Origin of the sequence: Nocardioides hwasunensis (assembly GCF_014779665.1) — a bacterium.
Classification (GTDB): Bacteria; Actinomycetota; Actinomycetes; order Propionibacteriales; family Nocardioidaceae; genus Nocardioides; species Nocardioides hwasunensis.
Genome location: NZ_JACXYY010000002.1, coordinates 524,332 through 540,859 on the forward strand (window position 1 = coordinate 524,332; position 16,528 = coordinate 540,859).

Here is a 16,528-nt window from a genome sequence, read left to right on the forward strand (position 1 = left end):
CGCACGTGAGACCTGCGCCTCATGCCTGCGGGGTCGCACGCGCCCGGTGGTCGCGCGCGGACCTGCGCTGTCTACGGTCGTGTCGTGCCTCGACCCTCGACCTCTCCCGCGTCCGTGCTCGACGACCTCGCGCCCGGCGCGCTCGCCGGGGTGCGGCTCGTGGTCTCCGACCTCGACGGCACGCTGCTCTCGCCCGACCGCACGCTCCCGGCCGGCACCGGCGAGCTCGTGGGGGAGCTGCGTGCGGCGGGCCTCACGTTCGTCCCGGCCAGCGGGCGTGCGTACGCCTCGCAGGCCGAGCTCTTCTCCGGCGTCCCGCTCATCGAGACCTTCATCGCCGACAACGGCGCGGTCCTGGTCGAGAACGGTGACGCCCGTGCGACCGGGACCCTGGACTCCACGCTCGTGCGCGAGCTGGTCGGCGCGGTCCGGGACTACGCACGGACCCACGACCGCCGGTCGACGGCCGTCGTCTGCGGGGTCGAGCACGCGTGGGTGGAGATCGACGGCGACCTGTGGGACGAGGCCCTGAACTACCACCCGACCCTGACCCGGGTCGATCGGCTGGAGGACGTCACCGAGCCCGTCATCAAGGTGGCCATCGTCGACCTCGAGTCGACCGAGGCTGTGGACCGGGACGTGCTCCGACCGCTGGCCGAGCGAGCCCAGGTGACCCGCTCGGGGACGCACTGGGCGGACGTCACGGCACTCGGGGTCACCAAGGGCCAGGCCCTCCGCCACGTGCAGGCCCGCCTCGGCGTCGGGCCCGACGAGACAGCGGTCTTCGGCGACCACCTCAACGACATCGAGATGTTCGGCGAGGCCACCCACTCGTTCGCGGTCGCGCACGCGCAGCCCGAGATCGCCGAGGTGGCCCGGCACCACCTGCCGGACGTTGCCGAGCCCGTCCAGGCCGTGATGCGCCGGATCCTGGACGACGTGGCGGGGGCCGCTCAGTAGCGGTGGGGAATGACGGTGACCGTCGCCCGGTTCCACCTGCATGACGACCATCGGACTCATCGGCAGCGGAAACATCGGCAGCACCGTCGCGCGGCTCGCCCTCGCGGGAGGACACGACGTCGTGCTCTCCAACAGCCGCGGGCCCGAGACGCTCGTCGACCTCGTGTCCGAGCTGTCGGCCGACTTCGGTGACCGCGTGCGGGCCGCGACTGCCACTGAGGCCGCGGAGGCGGGCGACCTGGTCGTCGTCACGATCCCGCTCAAGTCCTACCGCGACGTGCCCGTGGAGCCGTTGCGCGGCAAGACGGTCATCGACACCAACAACTACTACCCCGACCGCGACGGCCGGATCGCCGAGCTCGACGACGAGTCGACGACGACCTCCGAGCTCCTCCAGGCACACCTGCCGGAGTCGCACGTGGTGAAGACCTTCAACAACATCTTCTTCCCCCACCTGGCCTCCCTCGCGCGGCCCCAGGGTGACGCCGAGCGCTCGGCACTCGCCATCGCCGGCGACGACGCCGGGGCGAAGGCGACGGTGACCGAGCTCCTCGACTCGATCGGCTACGACGCCTACGACGTCGGCCCGCTCGCCGAGGGCTGGCGCTACCAGCGCGACACCGCCGCCTACGTCACCCCGTACGCCGAGCCCGGCGCCGCCGACTTCGCGACCGGGACCCGGCGAGCCACGGCCGACGACCTCGAGAAAGCCACCAGCGCCGCGGTCCGCTACCGCGACATGTGATTCCGGCAGGTCAGTCGAGCGCGGGGAGGTTCGCCCGGCCCTTGTCGAGGACGAGGAAGGGCGTGTCGATGTCGGGTGTGCCCTCGCCGATCGCCGCGGCCTCGAACCCGCCGAGGTCGTTCTGCACGAGGTAGCGGTTCCTGGTCGTCCGGAACGAGAACTGCTGGTGGCGCTTGTCGGCGTCGCACGCCGCGACGCTGACCCGGCGCTTGCCGAGCTGCAGGCACAGCGGCTCGCCGCCGCGCCGGATCTTGGCGGTCTTGACCAGGAAGCGGTCGCCGGACGGCACCAGGACGAACTGGTGGCGCTCGCAGGTGGGAAAGTCCGCGGTCAGACGAGCAGGGTCACCAGCGCGAGGGCGACCGAGGCGGCGACGAGCGTGGAGATCGTCGCGAGGAGCAGTGCACGGGCCGGCACCGGCCAGAGGTGCCGGGCCACGATGCCGGTGCCGAGGCCGAACATCGCCGCGCTGAGCAGGACCGTCGTGAGGGTGCCCGCGACGTCGAGCACGGACGGGGGGAGGACCCCGGTGCTGCGGACGACGACGGCGGCCAGGAAGCCGAGGAGGAAGAGCGGGACGAGAGGACCACGTCGCGTCGCGTCCGCCGACCGGCACATCCGCGCCGAGACGACCTGGACGGGTGCCAGGAGCGCGACGCGAGCGAGCTTCACGGTCGTCGCCGCTGCCAGCACGGTCGCACCACCGGCACCGATGAGGGAGGCCGCGGCGATCACCTGGGCCACCTCGTGGATGCTGGCGCCGGCCCAGATCGCCGTCTGCTCGTCGGTCAGACCCAGGACGTGCCCGAGCGCGGGGACCGCGCCGATCATCACCGTGCCGAAGACGGTGACCAGGGCGACCGCGAGCGCGACGTCCTTCGGCCGCGCCCGGATGGAGGACTCGACGGCCGCTATCGCGGCCGCGCCGCAGATCGAGAACCCGGCGGCGACCAGGGTGACCAGGCTTCGCTCGAGACCGAGAGCCCGGCCGACGACCTGCGTCACGGCGTACGTCGTCACCACGGTCGCGAGCACGACCACGATGCCGGACACGCCCAGTGCCAGCACGTCGCCGACGGCGATCTTGAGCCCCAGCAGCACGATGCCCCCGCGCAGCAGGAGCTTGTCGAGGCGAGGAGCGGTGCCCACCACGTGGCGGCTCACCCCGGGGGTGTTGGCGACGGCGACGCCGATGACGAGCGCCACGAGGAGGGGACCGAGCAGCGGGACGGCGGTGCTCACCGCCAGCGCGACTCCCGCCACGGCGACGGAGAGGAGCATCCGCGCCGGGGTGGTCCACGTCGCGGTCGATGACGGGTCGCTCCTCGGTGGGAGCGACAGGGGAGTGGCGGCGACCATTCCTCGAGCGTGCGGCCATGCGCTCGTCAGGAGTAGCCGTCGATCGGGGGTCAGGTCATAATCGATCCTTATGAGCAGGGAGCTGGATCTCCAGGCGCTGCGCCTGCTGGCGCTCATCGAGGACGAGGGCAGCCTCGGGGCGGCCGGGCGACGACTCGGGATCACCCAGCCGGCGGCCAGCACCAGCCTGCGCGCGTTCGAGACCCGCTGGCAGCTGCGGGTGGCGGAGCGAACCCCGCGGGGCACCCGGCTCACCGCGGACGGCGAGACGGTCGCCGCCTGGGCCCGCGACCTGCTCCACCAGGTGGACACCGTCCGTGGCGGGTTGCAGGCGCTGAGCGCGCGCCGGTCGCAGGGCGGGTCCGACCTCGGTGTCGCGGCCAGCCTGACGGTCGCCGAGTTCGTGCTGCCGCGGTGGATCGGGGAGCTCCGCGCCTCGATGCCCGAGGTGCACCTGCGCCTGCAGGTGCAGAACTCCGACCGCGTCGACGACCTGGTGCGCTCGGGCGAGTGCGCGATCGGCTTCGTCGAGTCGACGCGCGTCTCGGAGGACCTGGCCCGTCGGGTCGTCGGCGCAGACCGGCTCGTCATCGTCGTGCCCGCGTCGCACCCGTGGGCGCGCCGCAGCACCCCGCTCTCGCGCGAGCAGCTGCTCGCCGCCGAGTTCGTCGTGCGCGAGGAGGGCAGCGGCACCCGCAGCACCTTCGAGCGGGCCCTGGCCGCGCAGCCGCGGATCGCGATGGTCGCCGCCTCGACGACGGCGATGGTCGGAGCCGCCCTCGCGGGCGTCGGGCCGGCCGTCGTGACGCCGTACGCCGTTCGCGCGGGGCTCGACACCGGCGAGCTCGTCGAGGTGCGGCACGACCTCGACCTCGAGCGGCCGCTCACCGCGATCTGGCGGCGCGACCGTCCGCTCGACGACCCCGCGGCCGCCCTGCTGCGGATCGCGTGCCGCATACTGGCCGCGTGACCCGACCTGCTGCCGGCCTCGCCACGGCGCTCGTCCTCGGGTCCCTCCTCGCCGGCTGCAGCTCCGGCGCGCGCGGCGGGGACGGCCAGGCCGGTGCCGGGCACACCCACGCGCCGGGCCAGGAGCACAGCCACACCTCGCTCGCGGTCGGTGACGGGACCCGGGCGAGCGAGGTCGGCTACACCTTGGACGACGTCGAGGTGAGCACGGACGGCGACGGGATCGGCGAGCTGAGCTTCCGGATCGACGACTACGACGGCAACGCGGTCATTGACTACGTCGAGGAGCTGACCAAGGAGCTGCACCTCTACGTCGTCAACGACGACCTCACCGTCTTCCGCCACCTCCACCCGGTCCGCGACGACGACGGCACGTGGTCGGCCCCCTTCGACGTCCCCGACGCGGGGACCTATCGCGTCGTCACCGAGTTCATCGCGGTCGACGAGGGCGGCAACGGCGACCACGTCGTCCTCGGCAGCCCGCTCGAGCTGCCCCCGGGCGACCCCGGCGACACGGTCTCCGAGGACGAGGTCGTCACGGTCACCGTCTCCGAGGCACCCACGACCGGTCGCAACGGCGAGCTGCGGCTCGTCGTCCGCGATGCGAACAGGCAGCCGGTCAACCTCGGCACCTACCTCGGCGCCTACGGCCACGTCACCGGCTTCGACACCGAGACCGGGGCGATGGTGCACCTGCACCCGATCGACGCCCCCGACATCACCGAGGACGGCTCGGAGCTCACCTTCCACGCCGAGATCGCGGAGCCGGGCGACTACCGCCTCTTCGTGCAGGTCCGCGTCGACGGCTTCCTGCACACCGTGCCGGTCGAGGTCACGGTGGCACCCGCCGACTCAGTCTGAGACGGTCAGCCTGACCGTCGTCACCGGGTTCTCGAACCGGCTGAGCGGGATGCTCACCTGGACCTCCCACTCACCCGCGCGCGGCACGACCACCGTGCCGCGCCACGTCCCGGCGGCGATCGGCGACACCGCGACGGTGCCGATGTCGAGGCCGGCGGTGCGCATCTCCACGACCGGGGTGGCGGGCGGGTCGAAGGGCTCGCCCGACGCGTCCTGGACCTGCACCAGGAGCGAGTTGGGGCCCGTGCGCCGCGGGTCGAGGACGGCGAGCACGCGCAGGTCCCCAGCGGTGGCGGCGCCGACCCCCGTGGTGCCGGAGGCGACGGTGACCGGTGCCGGGCGCGGCGACTGGTTGACCAGGAAGCCGGTGACGCCGAGCAGCGCCACGAGCACGACGGCCTCCACCCGGACCGTGCGGGTCACGGCCGCGGCCGCGCGCTCCCGGTCGCCGAACCCGGCGGCCGCCCGCACGGCGGGCAGCGTGCGCCACCGGTTCCAGCCGCCGATGCCGGCGACGACCAGCACGAGGCCGACCTTGGTGAGCAGCAGCCAGCCGTAGCGGGTCTCGACCAGCGGCGCCCACGCCCCGACGATGCGCCAGGCGAGGAAGGTGCCCGTGGCGGCGACCGCGAGCAGGACGCCACCGGCGAGGGTCGAGAAGCGCGCGAGCGTCTGCGCGGCCAGCAGCTCACGACCGGCGAGCGCCCGCAGCGACAGCACCAGCCCGACGAGGCCGCCGAGCCAGATGGCACCGGCGACGAGGTGCAGCACGTCGGCGGCGACCAGGAGGGAGGACGGGGCGAAGGCGCGGGTGTGCCCGACCAGCGACGGTCCGGCGAGCGCCAGCACCGCGCCACCGCCGAGCACCCAGGCCCTCGTCCGGTCCGGCGGGACGTCCGCGACGGCCCACACGACCAGTCCGAGGCCGACCAGCACGAGCGCGGCGCTCAGCAGCTCGTGGGACACCAGCCCCGCGTCGAACGCGGTGACCCCGTCGGTCAGCTCCAGCCCCTGGCCGTAGACGGCCGCGACCGGGACCTGGAGGATCGCGCCGACCACCGCGACGCCGGCGGCGTACGTCATCAGCCGGCGCAGCCGGGCCCGGACCTCGGCGCCGGCCCACGAGCGCGGGAGCACGAGCACCAGGAAGAGCGCCAGGCCGGCGGCCAGCAGCAGGCCGACGACCGCCAGCACGGTGACCACGTCGCGCACGACGGCGACCGCGGCCGACGACGTCTGCGGCTCCGGAGGCGCCGCGACCGAGGCGCTGGGGGCGCCGACCGAGAAGGTCAGCGCGCCCGAGATCGGGTGGCCGTCCCCGGACAGGACGTTCCACGACACGACGTAGGTGCCGTCGGTCATCGCTGCGGCGTCGGTGAGCTCGACGCGCACGTCGGTGCCACCGGCGCTCGCCGTGGAGGGCACGGCACCGCCAGCGGCGTCGTAGACGGCGATCTCCTGCGCGGTCAGCCGGACCGCCTCGTTGAAGGTCAGCGTGACCGTCCCCGGCGCCGCGTCGACGACCGCGCCCTCGGCGGGGTCGGTCCCGATCAGCTCCGCGTGGGCCGACGCGGGTGCGCTGAGCCCGAGGACGAGCGCGAGCGCGACCAGCGCGGTGGCCACCAGGGCGGCCCCCGCACGGAGGGTCCGGTGCCACCGCGCTGGTCGCGCGTACGACGTCACGGGCAGGTCACGCGCCCGTGCGCGAGCGTGCCAGGGCGAGACCGCCGAGGACCGCCCCGACCAGGCCGAGCCCGACGCCGACCCAGCCGACGGCCGAGGAGCCACCCTCGGCAGCGGCGGCGGGCTGGCTGTCGCCGCTGCCCTCCGCGGTGGCGCTGGCCTGCTCGGCCGAGTCCTCGATGTCGCCGGAGGCAGCCACGATCTCGAACGACGGTGCGGGGCTCTCGAGCTCGTCGGCGTCCTGGCCCTCGGCCGGCACCTCGACCCACCCGGTCTCGCCCTGCTCGCAGGTCTGGATGGTGGGGAACGAGAGCGTCTCGCCCTCGGCGTCGGGCACCTGGAAGGACAGCTCGAAGGTGTCGCGCTGACCCTCCGGGAGCGGGGTCCTCGCGGTGTAGACGATCGAGGCGGTGCGCTCGGTGACCTCGTTGCCGTGGCTGTCGGCGAGCGGCTCGTCGAGCTCCTCGGTCCTCACCTCGAGGTCGTAGAGCGGGTTGCGGGTCGGCGTCACCGAGAGCACGGACTCGGGGACCTGGATCTCGACCTCGGTGGTGGGCGAGCCGTCGCAGCCGTGCGGGACGCTGAAGGTCGCGACGGTGTAGGCGCCGGCCGCGGCGGTGCTGACGGAGGCGCTCACGTGCGCACTGGCGGGCGCGACGAGGGACAGGGCGATCGCCGACGAGGCGGCGGTGAGCACGCCGAAGCGCGCGAGATGACGGGTGTTCAAGGGATTCTCCTGGACGGATCGATCGGACGAGGGCGCGCGCGTCCCACCCGAACGACGCACGGCTCAGGCGGGACAGGATCCTGGTGGTGGGCCTCGTCTCGGCGCGGCCAGGAGGTGCGCGAGCAGGGGACCGACGGGCACCTCGACGACGGGCCACGTCGGACCGGACACGACGGGCAGGGCGGGGTGCTCGCGCCACGACACGGCGTACGACGCGGCGCGCCGGCCGATCCACCAGATGAGTGCGGTGGCCAGGGTGACCGAGCCGTGCGCGAGCACCATCTGCCAGGTCCAACCAGGAGCGGCGGCGGCCAGGGTCGCGGTGTGCTCGTGCCCGGCCACGAGACCGAACGTCTCGTGCAGGCCGAGCTGGGCGAGCGCGACGGCCGGCAGCACCGCCCACATCGGCACGTCGCGGGTGAAGAGCAGCAGGCCGCCGACCAGCACGACGAGCGCGACCAGCAGGAGTCCGGGTCCGGTCGGGACGGCGCCGCCGGCCCAGGTGTGGGCGGACGCGGCGCCGGTGACGATCACGGACGTCGCGGCGAGGGCTCGGCCCAGGGCGTGCGGCGCGCGCGCCTGCACCACCCTCGACTCGATGCTCACGCGCCCATGCTCCCAGACGGGGAGCATGGGCGCGGTGCGGCCTCCGGGTCCGGTCGACCTACCAGCCGTGCGAGCGGGCGGGCCGGCGGTAGTCGGTGCCGCCCGGGCCCCGGCCCTGGTGCGGCGGACCGCAGGTCCGCCGGCGCCGGCCACCCATGAAGAACATCAGGGGGAAGACCAGCAGCCAGAACGGGGCGTGGGTGAGGATGCTGAGCGCGATCAGCAGCATCAGCACCGGCATGAGCGGCAGCCGGAAGCCGCGCCCACGCGACCGCGTCTCGCGGCCGTGCTGCGCGGGCGGTGGCGCGGGCTGGAGGCGGGGCAGGTCGCTGAACAGGACGGCCAGGTCGGCGCGGGTGCGCGCGGTCCAGATCGCGTCCAGCCGCTCGTCGTACTCCTCGTGGTCGAGGCGCCCGTCGGCGTAGTGCCCGGACAGGTCGGCCATGGCCCGCTCACGGTCCGCGTCGGAGACCCGCAGGCGCGGGTCCGCCGGGCTCATCGCTCGCCGTCCCGTCCGTCCGCGAGGATGCCGTAGAGCCGGCGGCGGGTGTCGACCAGCGCGTCGAGCGCTGCGCGGCGCTGCTGGTCCGAGCCCTGGGTGCCGAGCTGCCACACGGCGCTGACGACCTGCGCGATCTCGCTCTTGATGTCGGCCTGCCCCGACGGCTCGTCGCCGGCCGGCTGCTCGGTGCGGGCGAAGGGCGCCCACACCGCCGCCAGGTCCGCGGCGTTGTCCTCGGCCCACGTGACACCTGAGTCGGTGAGCCGGATCGTGCGGCGGCCGCGCTCGTCGTCGGACTCGACCAGGCCCTCGTCCTGGAGCTGCTGGATCGTCGGGTAGACCGACCCGGGGGAGGGTCGCCACTCTCCGTTGCTCAGCTCGGAGATCTCCTGGATCACCTGGTAGCCGTTGATCGGCTCCTCCGCGCGGCGCGCGCGGTGCAGCACGTCGATGATCGCGGTGCGCACGTCGCCGCGGCGCACGCGCGGGCTGCGCTGCTTCGGGCGCTCCGGGGCGGTGGCGAAGCCGAAGATCTCGCCCAGCCACGGCGGCGGGCCGCTCTGCCGGCCGCGGTGGCCGGCGGCACGGCTGATCGGACCGCCCCAGCCGTGGCTCCACGAGCCTCCCCAGCTGCCGGACCGGTCGCTGCCCCGGTCGTCGTTGTCGCTGCTCTCGGGCCAGTCGGACCCGGGCCACTGATGTCCCATGTCGTGCTCCTCGGTGACGGTGCGGATGAATGAGGGATGAAGAAGCTCGTGATGTATCGCAGATCTATCGGTGACCTATCGCGATATATCGTGAGCGTACGTCGAGGTCCGGCGTCGGACAAGGGCCCGGTGGAGCCCGGCGGCGTCGCATGTGGCACCCTCCTTCTTGCAATCGACTTGCAACAAGGAGCGGAGGGTGCACGTGGTCGACACCCGGGCGGTGCCGTCTCGCGCTCGCGACGCTGCTCCGGAGGACGTCCTAGGCCTGGCGGCCACGAGGCGGCGTACGACGGCGTGGGTCGTCGGTCTCGCCCTCGGCCTGCTGGCCACGATGGTCGCCGGCATCGGCATCGGAGCCTTCTCGGTGCCTGCGGGGACGGTCGCGCAGGTCGTGACGCACCACCTGCTCGGCTGGCCGGGTGAGCGCACCTGGAGTGCACCGATGGACGCCATCGTCTGGCAGGTGCGCCTGCCGCGGGTGCTGCTGGGTGTGCTGGTCGGTGCGGGCCTGGCGATCTGCGGGGTCGCGCTCCAGGCCATGGTGCGCAACGTGCTCGCCGATCCCTACCTGCTCGGCGTGAACTCCGGCGCGTCGAGCGGTGCGGCCGCCGCGATCCTGTTCGGCGTCGGTGCCGGCTTCGCCGAGCACGCGCTGCAGGTCACCGCCTTCCTCGGCGCACTCGCCGCCTCCCTGCTGGTCTTCCTGGTCGCCCGGAGCGCCGGCCGGGTCACCTCGGTGCGGCTGCTGCTGGCAGGTGTCGCGGTCGGCTACGCCCTCTACGCGCTCACCAGCTTCTTGATCTTCGCGTCCGGCTCGGCCGAGGGCGCCCGCTCGGTGATGTTCTGGCTCCTCGGGTCGCTGGGCCTCGCGAAGTGGGACCTGCCCCTCGCCGTCGTGGCGGTGGTCGTGCTCGGCGCGACCGCGCTCCTCACGCTGTGGGGCCGACGGCTCGACGCGCTCGCGGTCGGCGACGAGACAGCCCACACCCTCGGCGTACGCCCCGAGCGGTTCCGCCTGCGGCTGCTCGTCGTGGTCGCGCTCTGCGTCGGCGTGGTCGTCTCGGCCGCCGGCAGCATCGGCTTCGTCGGCCTGGTCGTGCCGCACCTGGCCCGCCGTGTCGTGGGCGGCGCCCACGTGCGCGTGGTGGTCGTCGCGGCGCTCATGGGCGCGATCCTGCTCGTCTGGGCCGACGTCCTGGCCCGCACGCTCTTCGCGCCCCAGGAGATCCCGATCGGGATCATCACCTCGCTCGTCGGCGCCCCGTTCCTGCTCGTGCTCATCCGTCGCCTCCACGCGACCACCGCCTGACCTGCCGCCCGATGCTCCCTGGAGGAGAGATGCCCGTGTCCGTCCCTGCCAGCACCCCCGTCCGCCTGGCCGTCGCCCTGCTGGCGGCGGGAGTCCTGGCCGCGTGCGGGGGCGACGCCGACGACGCCGCGCCCACCTCGACCAGCACGGGGTCCTACCCCCTCACGGTCGAGAACTGCGGTGCGGACGTCACGTTCGAGCAGGCCCCCGAGCGGCTGGTGCTGCTCAAGAGCTCGGCCGTGCCGTTCCTGCACGACCTCGGCGTCCTGGACCGGGTCGAGGCCCGCGCCGGCGCCTATCCCACGGACTACTACGACGAGGAGACGCAGGCCGAGCTCGACCGGATCCCGCTGCTGACCGACGAGATGGACAGTAGCGGGCACCTCCAGATCTCCAAGGAGGTGGTCATCGGACAGGAGCCCGACCTGGTGCTCGGGCAGGTCGACAACCTGTCCCGCGAGACCCTCGCCGCCGTGGACATCCCGCTGCTCGAGGAGCCGGCGCTGTGCGGCGCCGGGGGTGAGCCGTCGTTCGACGACGTCTACGACCAGCTCGAGCTCTACGGGTCGGTCTTCGGGCGAGAGGAGCAGGCGCAGCAGGCGATCTCGGACGTGAAGGACGACCTGGCCGACATCGAGGCCGAGGTGGGGGAGGGAAGCGGTCGCACGGCCGCCGTGCTCTACCCGACGGTCGGGGGCGGCACCACCTACGCCTACGGCACCCAGAGCATGGCCCAGCCCCAGCTGGAGGCCGCCGGGTTCGAGAACGTCTTCGACGACGTCGACGAGCGGGTCTTCGAGGTCACCCTGGAGGAGCTGCTCGGTCGCGACCCGGACGTCCTGGTCCTGCTCCACAGCGAGGGCGAGCCCGGTCCGGTCGAGGACGCGATCACGAGGCTGCCGGGCGCGGACGACCTGACCGCCGTCCGCAACGGCGACGTGATGACCCAGCTCTTCAACTTCACCGAGCCGCCCAGTCCCCTCGCCGTCGTGGGCCTCCAGCGGATCGTCGAGAGGTTCGGGCGAGGCTCGTGATCGAGGCGGACGACCTCTCCTGGTCCTACGGCCCCGCGCAGGTGTTGCAGGCCGTCTCGCTCGCCGCCCCGCACGGACGGGTGCTCGGCCTGATCGGCCCCAACGGCAGCGGCAAGACGACGCTGCTCCGGCTTCTCCACGGCGCGCTCGACAGTTCCACCGGGTCGGTCCGGGTCGACGGTGACCGGCTGGCTGCGCTCGCGCCCCGCGACGCCGCCCGCCGCGTGGCCGTCGTCGTGCAGGAGAGCGGCGGCGAGAGCACGCTGAGCGTCGCCGAGATGGTGCTCCTCGGTCGCGGGCCGCACCTGTCGACGTTCCAGCGTGCGGGTGCAGGCGACCATGCGGTGGCAGCCGAGGCACTGGCGCGGGTGGGGATGTCGCACCTCGCGTCCCGCGCCTTCGCCGGGCTCTCGGGAGGTGAGCGCCAGCGCGTCCTCATCGCCCGTGCCCTCACGCAGCAGGCGACCCACCTGCTCCTCGACGAGCCGACCAACCACCTCGACATCCGCTACCAGCACGAGGTGCTCGGCCTGGTCGCCGACCTCGCCCACGACCTGCACCGCACCGTCGTGGTGGTGCTGCACGACCTCAACCTCGCGGCCCGCTACTGCGACGACCTGGTCCTGCTCGGCGACGGAGGCGTCGTCGCGGCCGGCCCGGTCGACGACGTGCTGGTGCCCGACCTGCTGGAGCCGGTCTACGGCATCGGCATCGAGCGCGTCCGCACAGACGACCAGCTCCACCTGCTCTTTCACCCAAGGACCCCTACCCAGGAGGACGTCTCGGCATGAGTGACCACCAGCTCGACCTGCAGGACTCGATCAACACCTACTGGACCGAGCGCGCACCGTCGTACGACGCCTACCAGCAGCGTCCCGAGCGCCGCGACCTCGACGTCGAGGTGTGGGGCCGCGCTTGGTCGGCCGCACTGCCCGCGGCTCCGGCCGAGGTGCTCGACGTCGGCACCGGCAGCGGGCACGTCGCGCGGCTGCTGGCCGGGCTCGGGCACCGGGTCACCGGCATCGACCTGTCGCCCGGGATGCTCGAGATCGCCACGCACCACGCCGAGGCCGACGCCGGCCCCGGACGTACGCCGCCCCGCTTCCTGGCCGGTGACGCGGTCGACCCCGACTTCCCAGCCGGCTCGTTCGACGCGGTCGTCGGGCGCTACCTGATGTGGACCCTGCGCGACCCGGACGCGGCGGTCAAGCGGTGGGTGCGACTGCTGCGGCCCGGGGGAGTGGTGGCCATGGCCGACAGCCTGTGGTTCACCGACGGGCTCGGCGAGCTCTACGGCGAGCGACCCGAGGGACACCTGCCGCTGGCCGACGCCCGCAGCATCGACGAGGTCGCCGCGGCGCTGACCCGCGGCGGACTGGTCGACGTCGTCGTCACCCCGCTCGAGGAGGTCCTCGAGCTGGACCGCATCCATGGCGTCGCGCCCGGTCACGACGTCCAGCTGCAGTGGATGTTGAGCGGGCGCCGCCCTCAGGCGGCCTCGTAGGTCAGCGGACCGGTGAAGTAGAGCTCGACGCCGTCGTCGATCGCAGCGTCCATGGCTGCTGCCTGTGCCGCGCTCACGCGGGTGGTGCCCGTGTGGTCGACGAGGAAGGCTCGGCCGTGGGGTGTGCGCCAGAGGTGCCTCCCGGGACCGACGACGCGGGTGGCGTATCCGCCGTGGGTCTTCGCGCGGTGGTGGCGCCGGCGCAGCGGGCCGGAGTTGTGAGTGCCGGTCTGTCCCGGCGGGCCGGTGTCGTCGTAGGGGACTGCGTGGTCGTAGTCCACGCCGTCGCGGGTGGCCGAGCGAGGTGACCAGGGGAAGCAGTCGCCACCGGTCTGCGCCCACACGTGGTCCTTGACGTCCTCGGGGTGCTCGTAGGCGTCCACCCGACGGCGCATCCGGAGGTCGAGGACGGGGGTGACGGTGACGTCGGCGTGCCCGAGGAGCTCGCGGAGCTGGCGTACGTCGACGGGGCCGACGCCCTCGACCCGTGCGACGCCGCTGCCGGTGCGCAGCGCGTCGTCGGTGAGGTGGACGAAGAGCCGGCCTCGGCCGCGGAGCGACGCGAGCCGGCGAGCCGACATGGAGGCGAGCCGGTCGACGGTGTCGGCGAGGTGGTCGGGGGCCCAGGGTGCGCGATCGCTCGCGGAGTTGCTCTCGGGGTCGCTCTCGATGTCGCTCTCGGTGTGGTCGAGCAGGAGCTTGAGCACGTCGGCGGGGCGTGCCAGCCAACCCATCGCGACGGATCGGAGCTCATCGCGGTTGTGGTCGTGACCCATGGTGGTGGCGAGGATGTCGGCGACCCGGTCGACCATGGCGTCGATCCAGGCGGCGTCGCCGGCCGTGACCCGGGAGATGACGTGGCGATAGCCGTACTCGTCGCACCGGGACAGCGACACGTAGCGCTGGTGGCGGCTGCGCTCCTGCTCGGCGCGGTGGGTCTGGGGGTCGGCCTCGATGACCTTCGCGCGTGCGATCTCGAGGACGGTCGAGGGCGCATGCCCGCGGATGGCCTTCGCGACCGCGCGGTCGACGCGTCCGACCTGCTCGGTCAGCAGGGCGCGGGTCAGCACGGTGACCTTGCGCGCGACCCACGGCTCGCAGTCGCCGGCCTCGACGACAGCCCAGGTCAGGGGCAGCCGGTGGACCAGGTCGAGCCCGTCGGCCACGAGCGCCCGCGTCGTCGCCGGGTGGGTCTCTCGCGCCATCGCGAGCTCGGGGATCGCGTGCTCGCGCATCGCGGGCGTGCCGTCACCACCTGGCGTCACCATCGGGTCCCGGTCGTCGCGCGGATGACCAGCGATCACTGCCCACTCGATCGCGATCCGGATCTCCGCCACCTCCGCCAGGCGCCGCGCCCGCAGCGCCTGGGACGCCGAGTCGAGCACCTGCTCCGCACTCAGCCCCGCGGCGCCGGAGGCCGGCTGGGGGGCGGCGGTAAGGGTCATATGGATACTCTATCGAACAGGTGTTCGAATCACAAGACGCTTGGTCTGGTTGTTGCGCGAGCATTCGCGGCGGTTCGCAGCGGGTTGATGGCGCTGCACCGGAAACGTTTCGCAGCGCGACCCTCAGGCAGTCACCCTCCGGAACTGCGCGCTGCCAACGAGCGCAGCACCTCGCAAGAGCAGCACGCTGCCAGCGATCCCAGCACCCACCGCATGGGAGCCACAGCCACGGCTCACCAGGCGCGCAAGCCGTGACTCGCGCTAGTTCATCACGCGCCCCGTCGGCGTGCAGGCCGCGTCAGGCACCTTGCTGTCGTTGATGATCGCGTTGAACAGCTTCGGCGCCCGGTCAGGGTCGGCGATGATGCGGTTCGGGTCGCTGGGGGCGTTGAGGTTCGGCATGGTGCAGGTCTGGCTCTTGCTGGTCATCGCGAGCGCGAAGCGGCCGAGGTCGATCGGGTTCATGTCCTCGTCGATGACGATCGCCCCGGTGGCGGCGTCGTTGATCCGCCAGTAGCGCAGCGGGTTGACGAAGGTCCAGGGCGTCAGCGCCTTGTCGCCGATCGCGCTGATCACCTCGCGCTGGCGGGCCACGCGGTCGAGGTCGCTGAGCGCGGTGACATGCCGGGAGCGGGAGTAGGCCAGCGCGGTGATGCCGTCGACCTCCTGGCAGCCCTTCTTGATGTCGAGGCGCGCCATCGGGTCCTTCATGTCCTGCGTGGGGCAGATCTCCACGCCGCCAAAGGCGTCGACGGTGTTGATCACGCTGCCGAAGCCGAGCTCGACGTAGTGGTCGATGTGGATGCCCGTCAGCGCCTCCACGCGCTGCACCAGCAGGGGGGCGCCGCCGCTGGCGAAGGCCGCGTTGATCATCTGGGTGCCGCCGCCCGGCACGTCGACGAGGGTGTCGCGGGGGATCGACATCATCGTGCGGCCCCCGGAGCCGGTGTGCAGGACGATGATGGTGTCGGTGTTGGTGCCGCCGCGCTCCGGGGTGTCGAGGTCCTGGCGCTGCGCGTCGGTGAGGTCGTCGGCCTTGTCGGACCCGACGATCAGGTAGTTCGTGCCGGGCTGGTCGGCGGGCCGGTCCCCGGAGGGCGCCGCGTCGATCCGGTCGATCTTCGTCCAGTGGTAGAGCGGGACGCCGACGAGGTAGACGAGGAGCAGCAGCAGGACCAGGGGGATCAGGCCCAGCCGGAAGCGGCGGCGCTTCTTCGGCCGCGGGGGCGGTGCCACCGGCGTCGGCGTACGTCGTCCGTCGTTCGGCGGCCGGCCGCCGGAGGCGCGCTCCTCGCGCCGGGCCACCGGCATCACGCGGGTCTCGTCGGGTCGCGAGGCACGGGGGCCGCCCTGGGCGGGCATCCGTTGCGTGGCGTCGCCCGAGGGTCCCTGCGACTGGCTCCCGTAGAGCCAGTCGTACTCCGGTGTCCCCTTCTCGGGCATGCCGGAGCCCTGTGGTCGATCAGCCATGAGCAAGGACGCTACCGTGCGAGTCATGAGCGACTGGGCGCACACGCGCACCGACCGGCTCTGGCTCGACCGCCCCGAGGCGGCGGACGTGGGCGCTCTCCACGCCATCTACTCCGACCCCGCGAGCTGGACCCACTTCCCCCAGGGCCGCCACGACCGCCGCGACGAGACGGCTGCGCTGGTCGTGCACCACGAGCGCCTGTGGGACGCCCACGGCTTGAGCGGGTGGGTGGTCCGCGAGCAGCCGTCAGGTCCGGTCGTGGGATGGACGGGCGTGAGCGTGCCGGACGGTCGACCGTGGTGGAACCTGGCCTATCGCTTCGAGACCTCCGTCCAGGGCAGGGGGTACGCCGTCGAGGCTGCGCGTACGGCGATCGCGGCCGCGCACGACGTGGAGCCCGAGCGGCCGGTGCTCGCCTACCTGCTCGAGCACAACGTCGGCTCGCGACGCACCGCGGAGAAGCTCGGCCTCCGGCTGGTGTGGCGCGGCCCCGACGCGGGCAACGACGACCCCGCCGCGGTGCGGCTGGTCTACCTCGACCGCGAGCCTGACGAGGTGCTCCTGGCGGCCCTGGTAGAAGGCTGACCCGGCGTCCCCGGCGCGTCGCGACGGCCTGGGACGCGTGTGACTGGTGATACTGGGCGGG

The 16,528-nt window shown here is 73.2% G+C and carries 18 protein-coding genes; 9 read left to right on the forward strand and 9 right to left on the reverse strand.

All coding sequences use genetic code 11. From position 1 onward, the window contains the following. Nucleotides 1-84: 84 nt before the first annotated feature. Nucleotides 85-960, forward strand: a complete 876-nt coding sequence (locus IEZ25_RS06530) for an HAD family hydrolase (RefSeq protein ID WP_191198582.1) — start codon at nucleotides 85-87, stop codon at nucleotides 958-960. Nucleotides 961-1,000: 40 nt separating this feature from the next. Beyond that, a complete protein-coding gene (locus IEZ25_RS06535) occupies nucleotides 1,001-1,705 on the forward strand; it encodes an NADPH-dependent F420 reductase (protein ID WP_191198583.1) in 705 nt (234 codons plus the stop codon). A 10-nt stretch (nucleotides 1,706-1,715) separates the two neighbouring features. On the opposite strand, the gene IEZ25_RS06540 is transcribed toward IEZ25_RS06535, so the two are convergent. Beyond that, nucleotides 1,716-1,994, reverse strand: a complete 279-nt coding sequence (locus IEZ25_RS06540; RefSeq protein WP_191198584.1) for a hypothetical protein — start codon at nucleotides 1,992-1,994, stop codon at nucleotides 1,716-1,718. Between the two features lie 41 nt (nucleotides 1,995-2,035). Further along, nucleotides 2,036-3,064: a YeiH family protein gene (locus tag IEZ25_RS06545; RefSeq protein WP_191198585.1), complete on the reverse strand. Its 1,029-nt coding sequence runs from the start codon at nucleotides 3,062-3,064 to the stop codon at nucleotides 2,036-2,038. 70 nt (nucleotides 3,065-3,134) lie between these two features. Here IEZ25_RS06545 and IEZ25_RS06550 point away from each other — a divergent pair, with 70 nt between their 5' ends. Continuing rightward, nucleotides 3,135-4,034, forward strand: coding sequence for a LysR family transcriptional regulator (locus IEZ25_RS06550; RefSeq protein WP_191198586.1), 900 nt, complete (start codon nucleotides 3,135-3,137; stop codon nucleotides 4,032-4,034). Next, on the forward strand, nucleotides 4,031-4,894 hold the full coding sequence (locus IEZ25_RS06555) for a hypothetical protein (RefSeq protein WP_191198587.1): 864 nt from the start codon (nucleotides 4,031-4,033) through the stop codon (nucleotides 4,892-4,894). The genes IEZ25_RS06550 and IEZ25_RS06555 overlap by 4 nt, the downstream gene beginning before the upstream one ends. Here IEZ25_RS06555 and IEZ25_RS06560 read toward each other — a convergent pair. The 5 genes from IEZ25_RS06560 to IEZ25_RS06580 form a co-directional block, all read right to left on the reverse strand. Beyond that, complete coding sequence (locus tag IEZ25_RS06560) at nucleotides 4,886-6,517, reverse strand: copper resistance CopC/CopD family protein (protein WP_191198588.1); 1,632 nt, start codon at nucleotides 6,515-6,517, stop codon at nucleotides 4,886-4,888. The genes IEZ25_RS06555 and IEZ25_RS06560 overlap by 9 nt on opposite strands. Nucleotides 6,518-6,584: 67 nt before the next feature. Beyond that, nucleotides 6,585-7,304, reverse strand: a complete 720-nt coding sequence (locus IEZ25_RS06565) for a DUF1775 domain-containing protein (RefSeq protein ID WP_191198589.1) — start codon at nucleotides 7,302-7,304, stop codon at nucleotides 6,585-6,587. A gap of 63 nt (nucleotides 7,305-7,367) precedes the next feature. Next, nucleotides 7,368-7,910 carry a hypothetical protein gene (locus IEZ25_RS06570; protein ID WP_191198590.1) on the reverse strand — a complete coding sequence of 181 codons (543 nt, stop codon included), beginning with the start codon at nucleotides 7,908-7,910 and terminating at the stop codon, nucleotides 7,368-7,370. Between the two features lie 58 nt (nucleotides 7,911-7,968). Further along, a complete protein-coding gene (locus IEZ25_RS06575) occupies nucleotides 7,969-8,409 on the reverse strand; it encodes a DUF1707 SHOCT-like domain-containing protein (protein ID WP_191198591.1) in 441 nt (146 codons plus the stop codon). Further along, the gene (locus tag IEZ25_RS06580; protein ID WP_224748513.1) at nucleotides 8,406-9,119 is read right to left on the reverse strand and encodes a PadR family transcriptional regulator; all 714 of its coding nucleotides are present in this window, start codon (nucleotides 9,117-9,119) and stop codon (nucleotides 8,406-8,408) included. The genes IEZ25_RS06575 and IEZ25_RS06580 overlap by 4 nt, the downstream gene beginning before the upstream one ends. A gap of 196 nt (nucleotides 9,120-9,315) precedes the next feature. On the opposite strand from IEZ25_RS06580, the gene IEZ25_RS06585 reads away from it, so the two are divergent. The 4 genes from IEZ25_RS06585 to IEZ25_RS06600 are packed head-to-tail and all read left to right on the forward strand — an operon-like array spanning nucleotide 9,316 to nucleotide 12,966. Then, nucleotides 9,316-10,428 carry a FecCD family ABC transporter permease gene (locus IEZ25_RS06585; RefSeq protein ID WP_318152076.1) on the forward strand — a complete coding sequence of 371 codons (1,113 nt, stop codon included), beginning with the start codon at nucleotides 9,316-9,318 and terminating at the stop codon, nucleotides 10,426-10,428. Between the two features lie 35 nt (nucleotides 10,429-10,463). Then, nucleotides 10,464-11,462: an ABC transporter substrate-binding protein gene (locus tag IEZ25_RS06590; protein WP_318152077.1), complete on the forward strand. Its 999-nt coding sequence runs from the start codon at nucleotides 10,464-10,466 to the stop codon at nucleotides 11,460-11,462. After that, entirely contained in the window at nucleotides 11,459-12,253 is a 795-nt protein-coding gene (locus IEZ25_RS06595) for an ABC transporter ATP-binding protein (protein ID WP_191198593.1), read from the forward strand. Before IEZ25_RS06590 ends, IEZ25_RS06595 begins: the two co-directional genes overlap by 4 nt. Then, entirely contained in the window at nucleotides 12,250-12,966 is a 717-nt protein-coding gene (locus IEZ25_RS06600; RefSeq protein WP_191198594.1) for a class I SAM-dependent methyltransferase, read from the forward strand. Before IEZ25_RS06595 ends, IEZ25_RS06600 begins: the two co-directional genes overlap by 4 nt. Here IEZ25_RS06600 and IEZ25_RS06605 read toward each other — a convergent pair. Then, nucleotides 12,951-14,411: a hypothetical protein gene (locus tag IEZ25_RS06605; RefSeq protein ID WP_191198595.1), complete on the reverse strand. Its 1,461-nt coding sequence runs from the start codon at nucleotides 14,409-14,411 to the stop codon at nucleotides 12,951-12,953. The two genes, IEZ25_RS06600 and IEZ25_RS06605, sit on opposite strands and share 16 nt — an antisense overlap. A gap of 261 nt (nucleotides 14,412-14,672) precedes the next feature. After that, nucleotides 14,673-15,881: an LCP family protein gene (locus tag IEZ25_RS06610; protein ID WP_191198596.1), complete on the reverse strand. Its 1,209-nt coding sequence runs from the start codon at nucleotides 15,879-15,881 to the stop codon at nucleotides 14,673-14,675. Nucleotides 15,882-15,906: 25 nt separating this feature from the next. Here IEZ25_RS06610 and IEZ25_RS06615 point away from each other — a divergent pair, with 25 nt between their 5' ends. Further along, a complete protein-coding gene (locus IEZ25_RS06615; protein ID WP_191198597.1) occupies nucleotides 15,907-16,467 on the forward strand; it encodes a GNAT family N-acetyltransferase in 561 nt (186 codons plus the stop codon). Nucleotides 16,468-16,528: the final 61 nt, after the last annotated feature.